This window comes from Deltaproteobacteria bacterium, from assembly GCA_016931625.1.
In the GTDB taxonomy this organism is placed as follows: domain Bacteria; phylum Myxococcota; class XYA12-FULL-58-9; order XYA12-FULL-58-9; family JAFGEK01; genus JAFGEK01.
On the sequence record JAFGEK010000145.1, the window covers coordinates 1 to 24,075 of the forward strand.

The 24,075-nt window shown below is 39.8% G+C and carries 16 protein-coding genes; 11 read left to right on the top strand and 5 right to left on the bottom strand.

Annotated elements, in window-relative coordinates; translation table 11 throughout:
• Positions 1–84, bottom strand: an 84-nt coding sequence (locus tag JW841_12145; GenBank protein MBN1961690.1) for a transposase, incomplete at its 3' end; no start/stop codon positions are given.
• A gap of 8 nt (positions 85–92) precedes the next feature.
• Between JW841_12145 and JW841_12150 the strand changes: the two genes are divergently transcribed.
• From JW841_12150 to JW841_12175, 6 genes are all read left to right on the top strand, one after another.
• Entirely contained in the window at positions 93–308 is a 216-nt protein-coding gene (locus tag JW841_12150; GenBank protein ID MBN1961691.1) for a hypothetical protein, read from the top strand.
• Positions 309–854: 546 nt separating this feature from the next.
• Positions 855–2,357, top strand: coding sequence for a hypothetical protein (locus tag JW841_12155; GenBank protein ID MBN1961692.1), 1,503 nt, complete (start codon positions 855–857; stop codon positions 2,355–2,357).
• 8 nt (positions 2,358–2,365) lie between these two features.
• Positions 2,366–2,674, top strand: a complete 309-nt coding sequence (locus JW841_12160; GenBank protein ID MBN1961693.1) for a hypothetical protein — start codon at positions 2,366–2,368, stop codon at positions 2,672–2,674.
• 345 nt (positions 2,675–3,019) lie between these two features.
• Positions 3,020–7,558 (top strand): peptidoglycan-binding protein, encoded by a 4,539-nt coding sequence (locus JW841_12165; protein ID MBN1961694.1) that lies wholly within the window; start codon positions 3,020–3,022, stop codon positions 7,556–7,558.
• Positions 7,559–7,848: 290 nt separating this feature from the next.
• Positions 7,849–9,402: a hypothetical protein gene (locus JW841_12170; protein ID MBN1961695.1), complete on the top strand. Its 1,554-nt coding sequence runs from the start codon at positions 7,849–7,851 to the stop codon at positions 9,400–9,402.
• A gap of 70 nt (positions 9,403–9,472) precedes the next feature.
• Complete coding sequence (locus JW841_12175) at positions 9,473–10,180, top strand: SDR family oxidoreductase (GenBank protein ID MBN1961696.1); 708 nt, start codon at positions 9,473–9,475, stop codon at positions 10,178–10,180.
• A gap of 356 nt (positions 10,181–10,536) precedes the next feature.
• Here the strand turns inward: JW841_12175 and JW841_12180 are convergent, their stop codons facing one another.
• Both JW841_12180 and JW841_12185 read right to left on the bottom strand, forming a co-directional pair.
• Complete coding sequence (locus JW841_12180; protein MBN1961697.1) at positions 10,537–11,565, bottom strand: NDP-sugar synthase; 1,029 nt, start codon at positions 11,563–11,565, stop codon at positions 10,537–10,539.
• Positions 11,566–11,722: 157 nt separating this feature from the next.
• Positions 11,723–13,699 carry a (Fe-S)-binding protein gene (locus JW841_12185; protein MBN1961698.1) on the bottom strand — a complete coding sequence of 659 codons (1,977 nt, stop codon included), beginning with the start codon at positions 13,697–13,699 and terminating at the stop codon, positions 11,723–11,725.
• 420 nt (positions 13,700–14,119) lie between these two features.
• Between JW841_12185 and JW841_12190 the strand changes: the two genes are divergently transcribed.
• The 5 genes from JW841_12190 (at position 14,120) to JW841_12210 (ending at position 19,436) form a co-directional block, all read left to right on the top strand.
• On the top strand, positions 14,120–15,922 hold the full coding sequence (locus JW841_12190; GenBank protein MBN1961699.1) for a zinc-ribbon domain-containing protein: 1,803 nt from the start codon (positions 14,120–14,122) through the stop codon (positions 15,920–15,922).
• Between the two features lie 86 nt (positions 15,923–16,008).
• Positions 16,009–16,293: an Asp-tRNA(Asn)/Glu-tRNA(Gln) amidotransferase subunit GatC gene (gene gatC / locus JW841_12195; GenBank protein ID MBN1961700.1), complete on the top strand. Its 285-nt coding sequence runs from the start codon at positions 16,009–16,011 to the stop codon at positions 16,291–16,293.
• A gap of 3 nt (positions 16,294–16,296) precedes the next feature.
• The gene (gene gatA, locus JW841_12200) at positions 16,297–17,754 is read left to right on the top strand and encodes an Asp-tRNA(Asn)/Glu-tRNA(Gln) amidotransferase subunit GatA (GenBank protein MBN1961701.1); all 1,458 of its coding nucleotides are present in this window, start codon (positions 16,297–16,299) and stop codon (positions 17,752–17,754) included.
• Complete coding sequence (gene gatB, locus JW841_12205) at positions 17,751–19,196, top strand: Asp-tRNA(Asn)/Glu-tRNA(Gln) amidotransferase subunit GatB (GenBank protein MBN1961702.1); 1,446 nt, start codon at positions 17,751–17,753, stop codon at positions 19,194–19,196. The genes gatA and gatB overlap by 4 nt, the downstream gene beginning before the upstream one ends.
• A gap of 69 nt (positions 19,197–19,265) precedes the next feature.
• Positions 19,266–19,436, top strand: coding sequence for a hypothetical protein (locus JW841_12210; protein ID MBN1961703.1), 171 nt, complete (start codon positions 19,266–19,268; stop codon positions 19,434–19,436).
• A 43-nt stretch (positions 19,437–19,479) separates the two neighbouring features.
• Here the strand turns inward: JW841_12210 and JW841_12215 are convergent, their stop codons facing one another.
• Positions 19,480–20,505 (bottom strand): hypothetical protein, encoded by a 1,026-nt coding sequence (locus tag JW841_12215; GenBank protein ID MBN1961704.1) that lies wholly within the window; start codon positions 20,503–20,505, stop codon positions 19,480–19,482.
• A gap of 354 nt (positions 20,506–20,859) precedes the next feature.
• Entirely contained in the window at positions 20,860–23,853 is a 2,994-nt protein-coding gene (locus tag JW841_12220; protein ID MBN1961705.1) for a UvrD-helicase domain-containing protein, read from the bottom strand.
• Positions 23,854–24,075: the final 222 nt, after the last annotated feature.

Here is a 24,075-nt window from a genome sequence, read left to right on the forward strand (position 1 = left end):
ATATTGCATTAAACGACTGATACATACTTGTGGCGGTATTGATATAAATAAATGAACATGATCTTTTGATATATGACCTCGCATTATTTAGTATGTCAATTCGTGGTGCCCAAGTAATGACAGCAATAGCATTAACAAAGCCAGGAGTTGCATTAGGACTTGCTGGTACTGATGCCAAAGGCAACGGTATCGTCCATGAACATCGATTATATCAATTAATAAGGCAAAAAAATCTCAACCATGACCACGTGATTAAAATTGAATTTCTCGATAAAGGTGTTCAAGCTTTTGCTTTTACTTTTGGTTAAAATTCTCTAAACCTGAATAAATACATGCACACCATTTAACAAATACTTATACGCGTTTGTTAAAACTATGATATAATTTTTTATTTAATTTATCATTATTAACTACTTGTTCGCCAATGTTTTATAAATTGACCAAAAGTTTAACCTTAATAATTAAATGCATACGCTTCTTGCTTATACTTTTTTTTCTTGTTAGCAATTTTTTCTGCACCTCGGCTTTTGCTCTACAGATTCATAACCTTCCAAAAAAATGGGAAATATATTTAGCCGTTGATAAAAATGATACGCTTTGGGTTATCTCAACAGGTCAATTCGGGCTTTATAAATATGAAAATGATAAATTTATTTATTATATGCAACCATACAATGTAAAATTATCAACCAATTCAATTTTTATTGATAGTCGAAATCGTAAATTGGTAAGTATAGGAAATGGAAATATTTTATTGTTTGATAATAATTTATGGAATCGTCTTCATATTCCAACCGGCATGAGTTTTTATAATCACATAAGCTTCGCAGAAGATTCTACCGGTAGATTCTGGGGTGGGATATCTAAATCCTGTTTGGCATCAAATTATAGCGCGCCAAGAATTTAATCTTTATCCTATCGACGGACCTGATACCAAAATGATGATTAGCAATGTTTACGACTTTGCTGCAGATGATAGTGGTAGACTATGGGCATTTACTACTGATCATGGCTTTAAGGTTTTTGCTGACAATAAATGGACAAATTTACCTATGCCATGGAAAAAACTGCCCGGATATGCTCATCTTGATTTTGATCCAATATTTAAAATAATGTATCTTGTTACTGAAAATACGGATAATTTTGATACTTCGACTAAAATATATGAACTATCTACTGAGGTAATAAACACTTCTATAATAGCAAGCAATAACAATTCTATTATTGCATCTATGCCTGCATGTCAGCATATTAATTATCTCCAACGTGATAAACGGAGCAATCTTTGGATACCGTGTCAATGGCCACGCGCAGTTTATATGCACAACGGTAAGCATTGGCAAACATTTTTACAGCACCGCCAACTTCACGGACGGATGGTATATGCAAATGATGGTCATGCTTATGTCGCTACAAATGATGCAAAAATTCTCGCATTTAATGGCACACAATGGCAAGAACTACCCGACGATTACCAACCACAAGTGTGGCAACAAAAACAACCACTATGGCAGCTTTATCAAGAGCCATCACAACGCGTTTCTGCTCATGAACTATTAAGTTGGCCAGATAAATACCATGATCAAAAATTCAGAGTAGTTGGTACCATTGCTACTAATTTTTTGCCTGGTGGTATTTGTGCTCATTTCGGTAAAGCGAACACTATAATCATGCCGATAATGCACGAGCAACTCCATTTTTCTTGGTGTCATCCGCAAGTAACTGGCGATGTGATTAAACATTGTCGCAAAAATCAATATGCCCTGTTAAATGAATCAATGAAAGAATATGTTGGATATTTTAGAACGCAGCCAAATCTCGATATCAATTCAGCACCAGAGAGAAGCTATCTCTACATTACTGAATGTTATCCTTTACCAGCTAAAGAAAACCAAGCCGCACATAAAGCTTATAGCGAATACATGCTGGTAATGCGCAAAAGCGATGAATATGATAGACAAACAAATCAATATCGTTCAGCAATCGCTACTATTGAATATCTTGATAACCAACTGAATATGCGTGCCTCGCGGCCACAGCAAATTGAATTGCCACAAATAAATTATCAATACTTGTTGAAGGACAAAACACTTACGTCAATTTCTCATAAAAAAATGGCCCCCAGAATAGCCCGAGCCATTATATTTTCTCCAAATGGGCAGCTGGTTGCGGTAGCTATTGATAATAATATTGAATTAAGATCACTAGATGGTAAGATATTGCGTATATTTAGTGGTCATCAAGACCGCATTGAAGCAATCGCATTTTCTCCTGATGGTATGCAGCTTGCGAGTGTCAGCTATGACCGAACTTTGCGTCTTTGGGATATTAGTGGCAAGCTCAACATACCACTTTAGCCGCAAGCATGAATGGGCATGGCAGTACAAGACTATGGGATTATACGCACCGTTTTTCTTTATTTTTTGATTCGCAATATTCAGACCGAAACACTAAAGTAATATTCTCACCTGACAGTCAATATTTTATCACTATAGGATATCCAGCCAATCTATGGCATCGTGATGGTGTCTTACTACGTACAATTGGTGGGTGGAGATTTACTGATGCTGCTATTGCTGCTGACAATAGTTATTTTGTTGCTATTGTAAATGAGTACATAGTTGCTTGGCCGCTTGATAGCAGCATAAAACCGATATTTGCCATACCTTATTAAAGCTCGTCGAGTTACCATTTCTCCGAATGCCAAACACTTCATAGCTATCGATGCAGCAGGAAAAACTACTATGTTATCAAGCCAAGGAAAACTGATTTTCTAGCATTGCTTTGCGCTGTAAAAGAATATTAAATTATTATTTGTATCATTCGTTTTTTTAAAAAACCAAACTAAGTATTTGTCTCACTGCAGCAGAAATTTTTTCATCTAGCAATTCATTTTTTTTTAAAAAAAAAAGTAACCACACTATCTTTATCAAACGTAAGTCCAGTTAATTGAAGTCTCCGGCCGTTGTTTTTACTCTTAGCGCCTAGAAGGCATATGCCTATCTTGCAGGAGCTACCTATGTCAGAGTTAAATTCTACTTACGAGAATGATGCTAGATTTAATTTTTTACGCTATCAAGAAGAACTACAGCGCGAACTTGAACGGCAACGCGAACTCGAAAGACAGCGTGAATTAGAAAGACAACGCCAACTTGAATTGCAAATGCTGGCCTTAGAACAGGCTGAAGAAGATGCGCGTCAAGAGTCATTAAAAGCCATAAAAGAACAAGATCAGCTCGAAACAAACTTCAACAACACCGCCCAAAAAGACGAACAAACCACTAAAGCGCAACAGGCAATTAGACAAAATGATCTATGTTTAAACAGTTCTGAGGCGGAAAAAGAACCTTCATTATGTATTATCTCTGCAAAACAAACCGACACCTTAAACAAAATAGCAGATGATCTTGCAATTGATTGTGCAACACTACAAAAGCTTAATCCTCAAATACTCGATACTCAGGCGCCTCTTATCGAAGGGCAAACAATAATTACTGGATACGAGCAAAATGAATCGACAATTAATAATACAACTATTACAGAAATAGATGTCGATTCGCTTGGAAATAATCTGCCACAGCCACCACCACGCGCTTTTTGGAATATTGGTACGGTTGGCTTCGGTATGAACACCGATGAATTCAATGAAACAGCAAACACCTTAACTAATCAGGTACTTGAGTTATCAAATAGTCAACTTACAGATCCACCTAAACCCCTGACAGCTAGCGAATTGGTTTTTGCTCTTGAAAATGCCGGCATTCCTCAAGATCGTATGGACCCTGCACAAATTAAAGCTGCGGTTGCATACATAAATGAAAGTCCTGCCGGAGCAGTTGCAGAATTTGGCGGTGGACCACCTAAAGACCTCGCAGAACAATCGATGCGATTAAGTCTAGCCATAAAGCAATTTCTTTATCTTGATCAGTATGGTGCGCCAGAGCTTGATCGCGAACAAGTAAAGGCCGTACTTTGGAGTGCTGCGCGAGTGCCAAGTCATGCACTTGATAATGTTGCTGATACAGATTTGCAAACAACTGTGCAAAATGTAGCAAATGCCCTAGTTACTCCGGGTAAACAAGAATTTAAAGTAGGTGAACATACACAACATCTTACCATATCAGACAATTTTCATCTTGATGCTACTGAATGTAATCCACCATCAAAATTAGGCACTATAGTTAAAATTGGTCTTGGCGTTGCTAGTTGGATCCCAGGTCCGGTTGGTATGGGCGCGCGCTTAATTAATGGTGCTGTTTCGCTCTATGAGGGAATTAAAGATGGCGATGTTTTCGGTGCTATTACTGGCGGCGCCGCTATGGTTGGCGGTGGCGCAAGTCTTCTTGGTAAAGCAGGAGCTATAAGCAGCAAAACTGCCGATACAATAAATCGTGTAACCGACGGTGTCACTTCTGCTACAAACGGAGTTGAAAAAATAAATGAAGGTGGCTTTACTAATATTGTCGCAGGTGTAGCTGATATTGCTACTGGCTCTGCAGGGGCAAGCGGTAAGGGTCTAAATGCCGCTAAAACTATAAACACTGTTGCTACTGGCTTAAGTACTGCTGAAGGTTATATACAAGCTAATAAAGCGGTTAATGATGCCAACGCTACCCTAGCTGCAGCTCAATTAAGTGGTGACCAAGATGCTATTGCAGCAGCACAAAAATCTCTTGATGACGCTAAGAACGCTCGTACAAATGCTTTACTTGGCGGACTAGCGACTGGGGCTAATTTTGCTGCAAATAACTTAAGTAAAAATGCTTCAGGTGATCTTAAAGCTGGTTTACATACTGCGGCTACAACGTTAACTGTCGCAAGCAATATCAATAACGATAATTACTTAGCAGCAACACAGAGTTTAGTAGCTGGTGCTGGTGTGGTAACCGGTGATCTAGGTAATAAAGATTTATCTTCGCGTATGGGTCATGCTGCTACTGGTTTGAATGTAATTACTAACTATGTTAATGCCGACAAACAACTTGATCAAGCACAAGCACTTTTGGAGGCTGCTTTTATTTCAGGTGATGATGAAGCTATTGCGGCAGCGCAAACAAATCTTGATGCTGCCAAACAAAATCGTAACAGCGCAATTATTGGTGGCGCTGCCACATTAATCAGTACCACATCTAATATAATTGGTTCTCAAGATCCTCAAGCTCAGAAATCTAAGCTGCAACAGCAACTTGATACTTCAGCCCATATTCTAACTACTCTGCAACAATTTCACGATGGCAATTATATTGGCGCGTCGCAAGCGCTCAACGCTGCAATCGCTGATTTGTCATCTGTTTATGGTGCAAAAGACCTTTCGCAACGTCTTCATCATGCAGATGGGGTATTTAATGCAATAGATACATGTTACAAAGCTGACCAAGCAGTATCCCAAGCACAAGATGAACTCAACCGCGCAAAAACAACGGGCGATCTTGCAGCTATCGAGCTTGCCGAGAAGAATCTTGAAAATGCAAAAAATAATCGCGAAACAGCGCTGCTGGGTGGTATGGCAACTTTAGCTACTACGGCTAGTAATGTAGTTGGACCTCAAGACCCAAAAACTCCTCGATCGTCGCTGCAAAATCAATTGGCCGATGTTGGTAAAGTATTTACAGGTATTAATGCGATAAATACTGCACTTAATAATGACGACTATATGGCTGCTACTGCTGCTGGGGTTGGTCTTGTCGCGGTTATCGCCAAAGATGGCAGCCGTAGTGAAGCTGATTTATACGCTGCGCAAAAAGTAGTAACAAGCGCCAATGCCTTAAGCCAAGCTCTTGAAAGTGGCAATACTGATGCAATCAATGCAGCGGGAAAAATGTTTCAAAATACCTTGCAAAACGAAATAGAGGCTTTTAATAAAAGAAGACTTCCACCTGAGCCTACTCTTATTGCAAACAATGCTACAGATAAGTCAAATACATCTGCCAGCGTGCCAACTAATTACCAAATAGATAATTCTACTGATAATAGGTCTAACACTTCAGATAGTAGTGCAAACAATAAAATTGGCGAAAACGAAGTGGTAATCACTGACGAAATTATATCAGTTGAAGCGTTAGTGCTACCCTACTCTGATGAAGTCCTCAATTATCAAAAACTCATCAATCAAACTAATAACTATTACGGTTGGGATAGTATTGCTGAAGATGGGCTATATGGACCGCAATCACGTCTTGCAGTTGCGCGCATACAACAAGCTTTTGCTAATGAATATCAACTTGCAGTAACTGGTGAGCTAGATACTGCAACGCAAAAAGCTCTTGAAGACTTAACCATGCGTATCGCTTACGCGCAAACCGGTGGTTTAGATACTGCCCCAATACCAACCAATGGTGATAATACACATGGTATAAACGATAGCGATGATGCATCAAAATCAGTTAATGCTCTAGCTATTGATAACAGCCGCATTACTTCTATTGATAGTGCAATCATTACCGCTTTGCAACTTGAACAATTGCCCCCTGGTGGCAGCATTAGATTTAAAGGTGAAATTACTGCTGAAGGCAAAGCTATTATTGGATTCTATGGTGCTGGTAATACTGAAATAACGATTACGCGCAGTAGTACTAAACCTAATCAATTTATAACTAGTTTTCAGTTAGGTGGCAAAGCCGGTGCTTTACTTGGTGCTGACAGTACTGTTGGGCCAGCGGGTTATGATCTTAATGGTAAATTAGGAATAGGCGGTGCAAGTAAGTTTGAAATTACTAGCGACTTTTCACAACCTGGTGAAGCTACCGCTTGGCTTGCTTTTATGGCTGATATGGTTGGTATAGATGTTCTACCCGATGCTGTGCATACTGGTCTGGATGCTATTGCCAGTGCTACTGGCTTAAATATTCCTGGGGCATCGCGTACCTATTTACAAAGACATTTTACAGCTATTGAAGGCACCGCAAATATACATGGCAAAGCAACCGCTAGTGCCACAGCTGCAGCCGGTGCTAAAGGTGAAGGCACTAGCTACACTGAAGGGAATTTACGCTTTGAAAAAAACAATGATGGTACTTATAGTATTATCGGTAGCGGCTCAGCTGGTATTGATATAACCGGTAAAGCAAAATTCTCTGATACTATTTCTGTAGAGATTAAAGCAGGTGAACTTAAATTAAAAGTTGGTGTACGTGGTAAGTTAACTTACGACAGCAGTGGTAATTTAATTAGTAATAACACGTCGTTAACTGTTAGCGGTTCATTTATGGCTCTTGGTAAAGGTGTCAATGTAACAGGCACAATTGATCTTGATGCTATACTGCGCAGCACCCCGGCTTTAGCCGATACGGTTATGCAGGCATTAAGCACAAATAATCCCACTCTATTACAAAATGCTCTTGAACAATATTTTGCCAGTGGTGGTGCCTTAATTATCAATGGCACGGTGAAAACTTTTGATGAGAAAGAGGCCAAACTTTGCGGCAAGGCGGAAGAATTAGGCGTTGGTGGTAACGTTGGGTTATCTGGTGGTTATCTTAGCAGTACTCAGGTAATGCAAGGTCAAATTATTATCGATGCTAATGGTTTAATGATTAATGAAAAATATTTTAAAATATAATTAATAACTCAGTTTTATCTACCTAAAATAACTTCTTGACTATCTCTGACATATGCCTACCTTTAAAAGCAAGTGCTGGGTCGACTCTTGCCCAATATGTTTGGTCGCCGAATTGGTCTTTTAGCAAATATTTAATTCGGCTAAAATCAAAGCTTATTGCCTTGTAATTTAGGGGTGTCCCTAATTATTCTAGCAAGCTTTAATATTTAATAGTACAATTGATAAATATCGTAACGCATATGAAACAAAGTAAATTCAAGATGATGCATCATCTATTTCCAGGAATTAAAATGGCCAGTCGTTTTACTTTTATATTCATAATCTTAGTTACTAATAGTTGCACCAATAGAAGCAAAAAGAATGATGCAAGCGACACTAACCCAGATTTAAGTGCACTTTGTAACAACAACATTAAAGAGGCCAACGAAATTTGTGATGGTACTGACTTAGGCAATGCTACTTGCGCTAACCAAGGTTTCACCACTGGACAACTTTTCTGCGCTAGCGATTGTAAAAGCTTTGATTACTCTAATTGCGTTGGCAGAACTCTTGGTTGCGGTAACCACATTATCGATGGTTATGAAAGTTGTGATGGTGATATTTTTTTAAACGGCATCACAACTTGTGAAGCCGCAGGCTTAGGAGTTGGTATGTTAAAATGTAATGACCGCTGCGAAATTGACTATAGCGGTTGTGCAAAAGCAAAAACTAGTTGTGGTAGCCAAGGCAATACCGCCAATCTCTGTGACCCTTGTGACCTTTGGGGTGGCCCTCTTGACCCTGATTGTATAACTTGGTGTGGTGCTGACAGCATCGTGTGCGCTGATTATTTTGATTATACAAATCGAGTATGGACTTGCGAACACACCATGCAAATGCGTGATCCTGATTGTGGTATCTGCAATAATGGCATCTTAGAAAACCATGAACTTTGCGATGGTGATAATATTGGCAAAGGCAAATGCAGCGACTGGGGATATACTGGCGGTATTTTAGCTTGTCGCCATGACTGCGCTTATGATTTTTCTAATTGCACTTTTGACGAATGTCATGATGGCATCATCGGGGTTACCGAAATATGCGACGGTGATCAATTATCGGATCAAACCTGTCAAAGCTTAGGCTATAACGCTGGTGAACTTAAATGTCAAAATGATTGCTTAGCCTTTGATACTACAGCATGTACAACTACCGCTATCTGCCCTGATGATATAGTAAGTGGACCGGAAACATGTGACACCCTAAATATGAATAGTGAAACTTGTGTTTCACTTGGTTTTAATGCAGGCACTTTAGCTTGTGCTTCTGACTGTATGTCTTTTAATGTTTCAAATTGCCATGGCATTTCAACTTGCGGCAACGGACATCGCGATCCCAAAGAGTATTGTGAAGGAGACGAATTTGGCCCCTGGGGAATTTTGTGCATTAGTTTAGGTTTGGGTAGTGGAACGCTCACTTGCAATATCGACTGTACGGTAAACACTTCTACCTGCAATGCAGCTGATCCCTGTGCTGCTACTCGGTATGCTAACGGGTTGTGTGATGTCTGCGATATAATTGGTGGTAAACCTGACCCTGAATGTTTAAGCTTATGTACAGCCAATGGCGTCTGCGCTAACCGCTTTGATTTCAATACTAATCGCTGGACATGTACTCATGCTGGCTTAGTTGATCCAGATTGCGGCACTTGCGGTAATGGTATAATTGAGATTAACGAATTGTGTGACGGTAACCGATTTGCGCATGGTAAGGATACTTGTATGGCTTATGGCTATTTAGGCGGTACGCTTAGCTGCCGACCTGACTGTGTGCCAAATTTTAATGCTTGCATTCATACAAATTAAATTATTTTATGTAATAAAAAGTGTCCCTAAATATCTCATATCTAAAACCACAATCAATGAGGAATCTTTTATGAATAAGGCTGACATTAATGGTAAATGGGCTTTAGTAACTGGCGCCAGTCGTGGTATCGGTCAACAAGTAAGTTTAGGTCTTGCGCAATATGGCTGCAATTTAGTGCTACATAGTCGCAATCTTGAACATACAGCTTCACTAGCTAAAGAGCTTATCTCTAGCGGCATTCAAGTTTATCAAGTTGCAACCGAATTATCAGATCAGCAAGCTGTCGATAAATTAGCAAAAAAAGCCCAAGATTTCTCTGGTGGCATAGATATTCTTTATAATAATGCTGCAGTAATGCCGCCATTCCGCTCTAATTGGTTGAAGGTACCACCTGACGATTTTCGCTTAGGCTTTGAGATAAACGTCATTACTCTTGTACGTCTTTGTCATTTACTAATTCCAAATATGATTGATAAACATTGGGGACGTATCGTTAATGTATCTTCAGGCATTACTAATCAACCCGAACTCATCGCTTATGCTCTCACTAAAGCCGCCGTCGATAAATTTGTAAAAGATAGTGTTGTACGCCTAAAAAGCACTGGAGTACTAATGAACCTCTTAGATCCTGGTTGGTTACGTACTGATATGGGTGGTATAAACGCTCCGAATTCGGTAGAGTCCGTTCTACCTGGTGCTTTAGTACCAGTGCTATTAAATGATGAAACAAGTGGTGTACTTTTTCATGCACAAGATTATGTAAACCAGGTTATTTAGGGGGTGTCCCTAGTAATTTTACTTATTGGGATAATTGAGTATCGCGAAAAAAATGTCACTACTATGCATTTTTTACATCAAATGTAACATACTCTAACATACATCAGATATAATCTCTTCTTGATATTATCATATTTTGACGCCACCTATAAGCAATAATCCTATGGCATAAATATTGCTAATTTTATTTAATAGACAAGAGTAGCTGCTTGTTTCTGCCCATCAAGTAGCCCGCTTGTTTTTGAAGAACTGGCCACGAGAAAATTCGAGGTCACCTCTTCTTCTTGCGTGCGGGCCGTAAAGATGCTCTTTAGGTCTTTACGGCCCATCATCATCAGTTTGCATTACAAATATGGTTAATTGCCTAAAGGCAATGACGATTTACGACTGACAAGCTGCCAAGCGATTTCGCTCTCAGCATCAATACGAGCATCTTTTAAAGCAATACAGTGATGTAACTCAGCATGATGACCTACATGAACATCGTCTTGCAATATCGCATATGGCCCTACCCGCACACCTTCAGCTAAACGAACACCATTACCAAGCAATACTGGAGGGACAATATTTACCCCAGGAGATAACTCAACATCCTTACCCATACGCACAACCTCAGCCACCGCTCGCCTTGGTGAGATAGCAAAACCAGCTAATGGGTCGGCATGCGCAAGCTTAACGTTTTGTTCAAGTACATCAAGGTTGGCTTGAAAATATCGTTGTGGTGTTCCAGCATCCGCAAAGTATCCATCAACGATATAACTATTTAGAACTTCGTCATTATCTAAAGCTTTCATATAGGCATAACGATTAATGCAGGTGTTCACTTCTAATGGAATATAATCAAGAAAACGAGGTTCAAGTATATGTACACCTGCAAACATGTATGCTTTAAGAGATTCAGAATTTGCACCTTGACCTAAAATGCGCCGTATGCGCCCAGTTGCATCGACCTCAATTTGACCGAATTCATTTTGATTTTCATCTTGGCGTAAAACCATGGTCGCCAATGCCCCACTATAGCGATGATGATTAATAGCTTGCTTAAGATCTACATCGATAATTGTATCGCTATTGACTACAACAAAGGTCTCTTCACTTAAGAGCTCATACATGCGTTTGAGCCCTCCACCGGTACCTAAAATTTCATCTTCTTCGCTATAAATTATCTTCACACCATAATTACGACCTTTGCCTAGAGCATCACGAATTTGTTTGCCATGATGATGTACATTAATAATCACTTCATTAATACCATGATGTGCAAGCAATTTCAGCGAATATCCGATTAGAGGTAGGTTACCAACCGGTAAAAGCGGTTTAGGCGTGCTCTCAGTAATAGGACTTAATCGCTTGCCAAAACCAGCAGCTAAAATGAATCCTTTCACAGTGGCCTCACCGTACACCGGGTAACAGCCGGACGTCAAAGCACAGATGACATTTTTCTGAGTATTTTTTACCCAGGGTATAAACACAACAGAGTATTTTTAGCATAACGTTATCTTGGGGCTGTTAATCATACATCACTTTTACTATGAAAGGTTATTATTCTTTTGTGGACAAGGCTTGTGCGACAATTTCAGCCAGATCAAGCACCTTAACATTATCATCTTTATCAAGGGCAGCTACACCGTCTTTTAACATAGTAAGACAAAACGGACAATTGGTGCCAATCGTATCGGTATTGCAAGCTACAGCTTCACGAGCGCGATGAACATTAATACGCTCACCGATTTTTTCTTCAAGCCAAAAACGAGCGCCTCCTGCACCGCAACACACCGCACGTGATTTATTGCGTGGTAACTCAACTAATGTAGCGCCTGGCACCGCTGCAATAACTTCTCGTGGATCATTATAATTATTTTGATAACGACCAAGGTAACATGAATCATGATAGGCAATATTAATAGTAACAGTATTCTTCAACTTCAGTTTACCGCTAGCGATTAGTTCATTAATTAAAGTTGTATGGTGCATAACTTCATAATTGCCACCAAATTGTGGGTATTCTTTGCTAAAAGTATGAAAACAATGCGGACAGGTAACCAGTATTTTTTTGACCTTATAATTATTTAACAACTCAACATTAGTTTCAGCCATCATTGCAAACAGATATTCGTTACCAGCTCGGCGAGCACTATCGCCAGTACAGCCTTCTTCTTTACCGAGAATGGCAAAATTCACCCCGGCAGCTCGTAAGATATTCACCATTGCTACGCTAACTTTTTTTGCACGATCATCAAAAGAGCCAGCACAACCTACCCAATATAATAGTGGTGTTTCACCGTTACCGGCAACGTCAGCTATTCTCGGTATATCTAAACCTTCGGCCCAGGTATCACGTTGGTCAGAGCCTAAACCCCAGGGATTTTGATTTTGTTCAATACCTTTAAAAGCTCGCGCAAGTTCGGGGGCAACATCGCCCTCCATCAAAACCTTATGTTGGCGCAACCCAATAATTCGTGGAGTTTGTTCGATTAGTACTGGGCACTCAGTCTCGCAAGAACCACAGGTGGTACATGCCCAAATAGTATCGGGGCTAATGCGCTCGCCAACTAATTCAGGTAATGCACTTTTAGCTTCTTTATCGCCCGAGATTATCGTTTTGCGATCAGCCGCTAACGCATGCTTGAGATCGAGGTTAAGCTGACGATGTGATAACGGTTTATCGGTAAGCTTAGTTGGACAATACATATTACAACGGCCACACTCTGTGCACGAATAAGTGTTAAGGGCCATATGCCAAGTTAAATCAGCCGTTGAGCGAATGCCAAACTCTTCTGCCTCTTCGAGATTTATTTTTTCTATTTGCCCATATGGTCTTAAGGTTTTAAAAAACACATTAGGAAAAGCAGTAATGACATGAAAATGCTTGCCTATGGGCAAGAAATTTAAAAAAACTAAGATTAAAGTGCAATGAATCCACCATGACGCAACGCCAATGAAGTGCGCTGTGTCAACTCCTAAAGGAGCAAGCAACATTGCCGCAGTGGCGCCAGCCGGGCTGTAATCAAGTGAACAAGGAGCACATCCATTGCGTGCTAGTAACTCACCACCGAAAGTGAGAAAGTCAGTGATCATGAGCGTGAAAATCATGCCCAAAACAAAAATACCTTCCCATGAACGACCAACGCGAGATTCATGAGGCTTCAGACGTCGCCACAATCCGTAAATAACCCCTATTAATACTAATATTTCAAAAATATCTTTAATTAAGATGTAAATCTGCCCTGCTCTGCCCCCAAGACCGGGTAGATGCCACTTTGGATCATAGGCATGCACAAAATGAGTAATGGTCGCGATGGCCACCACCAAAAAGCCACTAAAAATGAAAATATGTGCGATGCCAGCAATAAAATCGCGTGGCATGCGCCACTGACCAAGGGCGAATTTTAAAGTGTTGATTAAACGTTTAGGAATTTGGTTAAAGCGCATATCACGTTTTAAATGTAAAAGTACGCGAAAACGCGGGCCTATTAATAACGCAAAAACCGTTAACGCCACTACAATCATTACAGTCATAATTGCGGCCGTTACCATGACGATGCCTGCTCCTTTAGTAAGCTACTTATGATACTAAAAGACAACTGCAACAGGCGAAAACCATGTCATTGGGGTTTTGGTCAAGGGTTTGTAATGTCGAAACATATAATAAGCTATAGCAGCATGAGACTTAGTTACATATTCATTACACTCTGGTTACCTTTGCAGCTTGTAGCTGCACAAAATTAACTTATCTAAGTAAGGTGATGTTCAATCCACCCGAATGTTCACATGTTATTTAGGCAATGGAATTCAGCATCGTATGGATACTGCAAAAACTCAATGTACTCATTAAACTTATGCAATCTAAAGGCGTCAAAAAAACCAACAAAGTTGCCAACAACGCCAAAATAGCGATATCTATTAACTCAGCAAAAAACCTAACCAAGAAAATCAGCGATGGACGTACGCTGCGAAAAATGCCTGACTTTATACGAGCTTGAAACAGCTCGCGTACCGCCTGAGGGTGTTGCGGTAAAATGCGGCAATTGTAATCATGTCTTTCGTGCCTACCCTGTACCAGAAACAATTAATAAAAGTGCCCTACGCTTGCGTTATCCAAACGGTGAAATTACCCCTGTTGATGATATGGCGACTTTGCAGCGTTGGATCGTTGAACGACGGGTTTCTCGCAATGACGAATTAGCTATTGGTAACGATAATTGGCAACATTTGAGAGATATTGATGATCTTGCACCTTTTTTTGCATTAGTAGGCGATACCGAACCTTTATCAACTAGCGATACTACAAATAAATTGCCTCCATTAACTTTAAAACCACCACCAATCAGTACAAATTCAGCTTCAATCACCAACTGGAAAAATAACACCCAACCGCTACCGCAGTTTTTAACAGCGGGTATAAAACTTAATTCTAAATCTGTTGAAAACAGTGATTCACAATATGTAGTTTCTGATATTCGCAGCAATTGGCAAAACCAAGAAGAATACGTTTATAACTTACGTGCGCAGCCCAAGAATCACCTTAATTTAATAATTTTATTAGCTGTTTTATTAATCACTCTGCTTATTGGGACAATTTTATTATTACGCCCTGAAATAAAAAAACGTGTATTCGGCCATAAAGTAAATTCTCTTATTTTGCAGCAACTACACAATGCTAACGTAGAATTACATCGTGACAGCTATGCTGCTATTGAGCATGCGCGCAGTATTTATGAAACTATTTTAATAGCTGAGCCAAAATATGCTTTAGCAAAAGCTAGTCTCGCTCAGGCTGAACTAAATCGCGCTGATTATCTTGCAGAAGAAATTAATGAAATTGAAGTTGCCCTAACTACTACTTTCGCAGATGACCGTGAAGTAGCTGCTAAACAACATGAAGCAATTGTTGAGCGTAAAAAAGAATTTCAACAAAGAGTTAATAATGCTTTTAATCAAGCTAAAGGTGCAATTGAATTAGACCCAGATGGTGCTGCTGGTTTGCTCGCTATAGCTGACTACTATCGCATTATGAAAGCATTTAATCGTATGCGACCGCTACTTAAGCAAGCACGACAAATTGCACCGCAAGACCCTTGGTTAGCCTATATCGAAGGTACAAGCGTTGCTGATGATCCCACACTAACCGAACGTGCTATTCGCCACTTCGACGAAGCTCTTGAAGCTGCGCCCGATTTGATGCGAGTACGTTATCGGCTTGCTCGCATTTTTCAAACTCAAGGCAATAGCAGTAAAGCCTTATTTCATGTTGAAACCATATTAAAAACTGTGCCTGATCATGAAAGGGCACGTGCTCTACTAAATGAATTAAATCCACCACCACCACCACCGCTTAAACCCACACTATCGAATCTATCAACAGATTATGAACTTGATAGCGCTACGTATCTGCAACATTTTACTCTTGCTGAACGCTTGCGGAGATCTGAAAAAACTGAGCTTGCCATTAAGCACTACAATCTCGCATTAGCACAAAAACCAAACGATGCCGCTGCATATACTGGCATCGGCTTTTGCAATTTAGATACTGACAATTATCAAAATGCCTTGCAAAGCTTTAAAAAAGCTTTAGCAGCAAAACCAGATTTTGCTGATGCGCATTTCGGCATAGCCGAAGTTTATCGTATGCAAGATAAGAAAGCAGACGCTATTAAACACTATCGTAAATATCTCGAAATTACTCCCGAAGGAGATGACGCATCCTTAGCTAAGCGTATGCTTTCTAAACTTACTCAATAGACGCAAATAGTTTTTTAAGCTTTGGCCTTTGCTTTTTTGCTATTTACCTTTTATAGCCCTCAAAAGAACTGGTATTTGGAGTCACTATGATCGACAAAGACCTAGTGTTATATGTAGCGCGTTTAGCACATTTACGGCTCTCAGAAGCAGAGATCGCCGCTTTTACTCAAGATCTCGGTAAAATTCTCGACTATGTACATAAGCTTGACGAACTCGACACTAGTAATATTGCCCCTACAGCCCATGCAGTACCATTACCCACAAAATTTCGTAATGACCAAGCACAATCCGGTATTGGTCTTGATAAAGCTTTGGCTAATGCACCTGAACCGCTTGGCAATGGTTTTGGGGTACCAAAAATCATCGAGTAAACTATGACAAAGTTATATGAATTAACCGCCCATGAATTGGCGCAAAAGCTAGCTCAAAACGAAATATCAAGCATCGAAGCTACGCAAGCATGTTTAGAGCGTATTGAGGCTACCAATAACCTCGGTGCGTATTTGCATGTTGACAGTGTTGGTGCCTTAGCTTTGGCTAAAGCGAGTGATGAGCGACGCCGCGCTAATAATACCAACGGTCCACTTGACGGTGTGCCAATGGCTCTTAAAGATATTTTTCTTACAGAGGGCATGCCAACAACTTGTGGATCAAAAATCTTAGCAGGTTTTAAACCGCCATATAATGGTACAGTAGTACAAAAACTAAAAGATGCTGGAGTGGTGCTGCTTGGCAAACTCAATATGGATGAATTTGCCATGGGCTCATCTAATGAGTACTCTGGCTTTACTCCTGCACGTAACCCTTGGGACCCTGAACGTGTACCAGGCGGTTCTTCAGGTGGTTGTGCAATTGCGGTAGCGGCTGGTTTGGCATTTGCCACTTTAGGTACTGATACAGGTGGCTCAATTCGTCAACCAGCAGCTTTATGTGGTGTTGTTGGGCTTAAACCAACTTATAGCCGGGTGTCACGTTTTGGGGTTATTGCTTATGCAAGTTCTTTAGATCAAGTTGGTCCACTAACCAAAGATGTGACTGATTGTGCGCAGGTCTTGCAAGTAATTGCGGGGCATGATCCACATGACTCTACTAGTGCAGATGTAGCAGTACCAGATTATACTAAAGATATAGAGCAAGGTGTGTCAGGGTTACGCTTAGGCATACCTAAAGAATACTTTGCTCCGGGTATCGATGCACAAGTGCGTGCTGCGGTTGAAGCGGCTATTAAAACCTACGAGCAACTCGGTGCAAAAATAAGCGAGATTTCATTACCTCATACAGACTATGCCATCGCTGCTTATTATTTAGTAGCAACAGCAGAAGCCTCAAGTAACCTGGCTCGTTATGATGGCGTTCGCTATGGCCCACGACGTGACCCAGGTTTAGGCTTAAATGAAATGTATGATGATACACGCTCACAGTTTGGCAGTGAAGTTAAGCGACGTATCATGCTTGGCACTTACGCTCTATCAGCAGGTTATTACGATGCCTATTATGGCAAAGCCCAAAAAGTTCGTACTTTAGTACAACGTGATTTTGCTAATGCATTTGCACAATGTGATGCATTGATTACACCTACCAGCCCAAGCCCTGCATTTAAATTGGGCGAAAACGTCAGTGATCCTATTAAAATGTATCTCGCTGATGTTTTTACAGTAAGTGTGAATATGGCCGGGCTACCAGGTATCTCGCTACCTTGTGGTTTTACCAAAGACGGTTTACCCATCGGTATACAGCTAATTGCTGCCCCAATGGCTGAGGCTTTACTTTTACGTACAGCTCGCGCCTATGAGCGTGAGCATAAATGGCATTTGCAAAGGCCAGCATTATGACTCGCTACGAACCTGTTATTGGCTTAGAAGTTCATGCGCAACTGCGCACCCAGAGTAAACTTTTTTGCAGTTGCTCAACTGCGTTTGGCGCCGATGTCAATCTTCATACTTGTGCAGTTTGCCTTGGTATGCCCGGTGTCTTACCAGTGCTTAATCGTCATGCAGTTGATTTAGCGATACGTGCTGGTTTGGGCTTAGGTTGCACCATACATCCACGCAGCCAATGGTCGCGTAAAAATTACTTTTATCCCGACCTACCTAAAGGTTACCAAATCAGCCAGTACGATCAACCGATTGCTACTGATGGTCAATTAATTGTTGAGGTTGACGGCGCAACAAGTACCGTACGCATTATGCGTATTCATATGGAAGAAGATGCTGCTAAAAATGTTCACGACGACCTTATTGCTGGCAACCGCAGCTATGTTGACTTCAACCGTGGCGGCACTCCTTTAGTTGAAATAGTCAGCCAACCAGATATTCGCTCTGCTGCACAAGCTGCCGCTTATATGAAAACCTTGCGGCAAATCTTGCGCTATCTTGGGGTTTGTGATGGCAACATGGAAGAAGGTAGTTTACGCTGTGATGCCAATGTTTCAATACGTCCGGTAGGTGAAACTAAGCTAGGGACTCGTACCGAGCTTAAAAACATTAACTCTTTTCGTTTTGTGCAACAGGCAATAGAATACGAAATTGAACGTCAAAAAGAGGTATTAGCATCTGGCGGTACCATCGTTCAAGAAACACGACTATGGGATACCCAAGCTAAAGTTACCCGTTCGATGCGCTCAAAAGAAGAAGCCCATGACTATCGTTATTTCCCTGACCCTGATTTGCCCAATTTAGTGCTTGAACCTTCATATATTGAAAATATTAGAACTGAGCTACCAGAATTACCCGCGGCAAAATTAAAACGTTATACTACCGAACTCGGTTTATCAAATTATGACGCGAATATCCTCACCGAAGATGCAGAAATAGCGCTGTTTTTTGAAAAAGCATTGGCAGTATTTAAAAAGCCAAAAGCTATCGCCAATTGGGTAATAAACGAAGTGTTACGCAAACTAAAAACTCAAAACGATGATACTGCGGCTGCTGCAACCTTGACTGATGCATATGCACAACAAATTGGCGAGCTAGTTGAGCTTGTCGAAGATAATATCATTTCTGGTAAAATTGCCAAAGATATCTTTGCTGATCTTAAAGCTGGTGATTCACCGAAACGCATTGTTGATGAGCATGGTCTCAAACAAGTTAGCGATGTTGGCAGCATTGAACCACTTATCGACGAAGTACTGGCTAAAAATCCTGAATCGGTGGCTAAATATAAAGCAGGCCGTACCAATATGCTGGGCTTTTTTGTCGGCCAAGTAATGAAACAAACCGGCGGTAAGGCTAATCCTAAGCTAGTAAATGAGTTGATCCAAAAAAAGCTAAGCTAGTCAGGGAGTGTCCCTTAATTATTCCTTAATTATTATTACTTATGTACACATAATAATCAGAACTTTATAATGGTAAAAGTATTACCAGCGGCTGAAAAACTTACTGCCGCTGATTACGCTGATGTAGTGGGAAATTTATCAAGCTACGAAAGCGGAGGTTTGCATGCTCAAGATGCCGGATTATTAACCAATTTTGATCCTAATCAAGAAGCAATCGAAACAACGAAGAATATCATTTAGCGCTATTACAGGCTGCTGATGCTTTAACTTCTGGCTGATTTACTTACGGTGTAGCTTTAACTTTTTTCTTTTTACCTTTTTTACCCTTTTTACCTTTGACTTTTGGAGCTTTTTTCATCATTTTCTTCATCATTTTTGCTTCTTTAGAACCTGGCGGAAATGCCCCAGGTTGCATCGCACCATCTGGTCCTTTAGCTGGGATAGGAGTAGCTCGATGAACTCCTAAACCTGGCATTGCTTGCATTGCTTGAGTTAAAGCTGCATTGAATTCATCTTTGGTTTTTGTTGCAGCAAGTTTATCTAAAACCTCCTCGATTTTAGTTTTCATCTGCTGAAACATTGTAATCATTTGTGGTTCAAATTTTATTTTTGCAATTGACGCTTTTGCTCGCTCAATAGAAGCAGCCCAACTGTCGGCAAGTTTTTTAGGGATCCATTTGCCTTCAACTTTAACAAATTCTTCTTCGGTTGGTTTTTCACCTTCGATTTCAATTTTTACCACAGCCTTGTCGCCATCAACACTAACTACTGTAGTCTTAGCACTTTTGAATTTATCAAGATTGCTTACGACACCCGTTGCTTTTTTAGCTTTTGCTGCGGCTTTTGAGGCTTTGATAAGATCCGACATTAATCCAGAGATAGTTCCAGAAAGAAAATTTTCAATATCAATAGCTTTTAATCCAGCAACCGTTTTAACTTCGCTGTTGGCTAAGGTTGTTAAAATTTTCACCATTGCATCATAGCCATCAGGATCGATCTTTACCATTTGCAGCTGGGGCATCTGCAAAATAAAATCTTTTTTATCTTGGGCGACTTTTGTGGCTTTTTGCGCTAGCAAAAATGCTTCATCCCAAACCTTAGGGTCAAGTTTTTCTGCAAGCGCTGTAACTAATCCTTTAACATCATTTTGATAGCTCGCAGGCAAGCTTGCCCATAGGGCTTGCGGCTTACCATTGGCCGCTTCGACGGCAGCATGCACCATAGCATCTGGCTGCTCACTGCTACTACATCCAGTAAGAATAAAAGTCGCAAGTGTTATAATTTGATAAACCTTGGAATGCAGCTTCATTTGGGCTCCTTGTTCCAAATACGCTTTTCAATGTTAGTTTTAAAAACATTAGTCATAAGCAATATTTCAAATGATAAAATTTTGAATTATCTAAGTTTAATTATTAGGCAAAACTATGCTATAAATATCCTCTTATTATTTATGCGAGTCAATTTTAATTTTAATTTAATAAAACTTACGGTAAATAATACTGCTTAACTATTTTTATAGGGTTAATTATGAATCAAATAGCCTCTATCTGGGCCAGTTTTTGCTTAGCTTTAATTATAAAACCAGACGTTCTCCAGTTATTATTAATTATGTTCAAGTTGCTAAGTTGACTTATCTTGAGTTAGATCTTTAATCATATTTTTTCTATAATAACTCAAGTTGTTTTGCGGCAGCTTTTTGGGTTTTTCGTTTTAATTCTTGTTGGCGTTTCTCTAATAATACTTGTTCAATATCATCAATAAATGGCGATGCTGCTGTGTCAATCATTTTCCCGAATCTTAAACGTTTACGTGCCCGAGTTAAAAAAAGCTTATCACGCGCTCGCGTCATACCAACAAAAAACAGACGACGCTCTTCAGCTAAACTTGCAGCAAGTTCATTGCCAAAACGAAGTGGTATTAAACCATCTTCACATCCCACAATAAATACTACTTTAAATTCTAAACCTTTAGCAGCATGTAAAGTTAATAAAGTGATTTTTTCAGCTCTTGGGTCAAAAACCTCTGGGTCATCACCTGGCGCCTGAACTGGCAAACCTGAATTAGCGAAGGCTTCACATAATATCTGGCTTTGACTATTGTTACGAAAGAGTATGGCAAAATCACTAAATGATAAATTAGTAGTTTCATTACCGCTTGCCCGTTTGCTATCAAACGAAAAAAATGAATGGCCTGCAAGCAACTGTTCAATATTATGAACTACAAATTCAGCTTCGGCTCGTTCGCTTGCTGCGCTGTGAATTATTAATTTGCATCCTCCTTTAATTATCGGTTCAATTTCACGCGCTGGTACTAAACTCATAGGTGCAATTGCTTGCAAAGCAGCCTTGATAATTGCATCTGATGAACGATAATTACGGTTAAGCTTAATTTGCTTTGTGCTGGGATAATCTTTTGTAAAACGCCAAAATAATTCGACATCGCTACCCCGAAAAGCATAAATTGATTGATCCGGATCACCGATAACACAAATATTTGCATTTGGTGGAGCTAATAAAGTCAATAAACAATATTGCAAAGGATCAACATCTTGAAACTCATCAACTGATATCCATACAAATCGGTGTTGTAATTGTTCTTTAATTTTTTGCGAATCTTTTAATAATAAAACCGGCAAGCGAATTAAATCATCAAAATCAACAGCATTAGCGTTATGTAGTGCTTGTTGATATGTTTTATATGACCCAGTTAAATCGTTAGGTAAATTATCACCAATATTGCGTTTATAACGTGTAATTTCTTCTCGTAGTTTATGTGCTGTCGATAATTTCTGATTAAAAGCTTTGGCAATCAGTTCTTTTTGCTGCTGTGCATCTAAAACTTCGAAGTTTAGCGATAGCCCTATATACTTACCAAATTCACGTAATATTATTAACCCTAAACTATGAAATGTAGCTATTGTGACGTTTGTATAATCATCAGGTATTAGTTTTGCTAAACGCTCTTGCAGCTCATTGGCTGCACGTCGGGTAAAAGTTATCGCTAGGCACTGCTCGGCAGTTGCGCCATTTTTAATTTGCCAAGCAATCCGATGCGTTAAAGTACGCGTTTTGCCGGTACCAGGGCCTGCAATAATTATTACTGGCCCTTCACGTAATTGCGCCGCTTGTTTTTGCTGAACATCAAGACCGGCTAGCAATGATTTTTTAAAGGTGACTTCACTTTCTAACTCTTTATTATTTTGGGGTATAAATTTATTGGGCAAACCTTCATCCTTGCTATTCTTAATCTCACTTTCATAAGGGTCGACTTTAACAGAATCTATATTATCTTGTTTTTGCATATCATTATCGATCTCTGATTTATCTTGGATAGTATTTTCTTTCTTTTCATTATAATTTGTTACTTTGTCTGGTAAATTAAATAAAAGCGCCGTTTTATTAGTATCCGTAAGCTCTTTGGGTTCAAAAAGACGAATGACGCCATATTCTCCGTCATAACCGGCGTCGCACTTTACTTTGCCATGGCGTAACCGAGTTAAAGCTTCAACTAATAAGCTTGAAGAATTATGAGCAATGTCTTCTAGTGGTGCATGTTCAAGCACATAAAATTCTGAGCCTAAATTATTAAGAAGATTTTGATATGCTCGGGTTACCGTCTGACTAGTAGCACCAACCCGATTTATTTCACCTAAAATTTCACATAACGGCACCAAACTTTTATATCCTGCAGCATGTTCAGGTTTAAAACCATCAGAACGATCCGCCAGCTCTTCTACTCTATGTAATACGCCAACAGTTACAGGCTTTCCACATGTAGGGCACAACCCATTATTATCTATGGTTTCTTTTGGAGAGAGGCGTTGCGAACAATCTCGATGACCATCAAGGTGATATTTACCCTCTTCTGGGAAAAATTCGATAGTTCCATTATAACCTACGCCCGTAGCTAGTGCTTGGCGTATAGCAAAAAAATCCATTGTTGTATTAAAACGACATGATTCACGACCTAATTTTGCCGGTGAATGTGCATCCGAATTTGAGATTAAACGGTAGCTATCTAAAGCAGAAAGGCGCCAATTCATAGCTGGGTCAGATGATAAACCAGTCTCAACTGCAAAAATGTATTTAGTTAAATCATCGAAACATTCTTCAATGCTGTCAAAACCTGACTTTGAGCCAAGCACGGCAAACCATGGCGTCCAAATATGAGCTGGCACAAAAAAACCGTCAGGCACTGTCTCAAGTTGTATTTCTAAAAGGTCATGGGCATCAAGGCCAAGAATAGGTCGCCCGTCTGAAGTTATATTACCAATTGAACCTAACTTAGCAGCGAACGCTTTTGCCTGAATGAAATCAGGTGCATAAATAAGATTATGTACTTTGCGAGTGCATTCAGCTTTTTTATAAATATTTGAAATTTCAACCTGCAGCATAAAACGCACTTCGCTACGACAAATTGCAGGTAAGGTGCTGGCAACCTGTTTTTCAATTTCATGATTAAGACGAAAAAGCCCAGGCTCGGCAGGCACTAATTTTTCGCTAAGTTCTGCCATCCACGCTGGGTGGGTAAAATCACCGGTCCCGATAACGCTAATGCCTTTACGTTGCGCCCATGCTGATAAATGTTCCAAGTCGCAATCACGACTAGTGGCACGAGAATATTTTGAATGGATATGCAAATCTGCAATAAAAGACATAAAATCATCTTTATCACAATTTCTTGATTATCCAATACCTACGATAATATTTAAAAAATAGCTAGATCTTTATTAAATAGCATTATAACTAGCTAAATTATGACATCTTTTATTTCTGCTTTTATGTCGGTTTTGTCCTTCTTATAAGTGTCGGACAACATGCAGCATGCTTAAAAAATCACTTTAAAAATAAAATACGTGAGGATGATCAGCTATTAGATC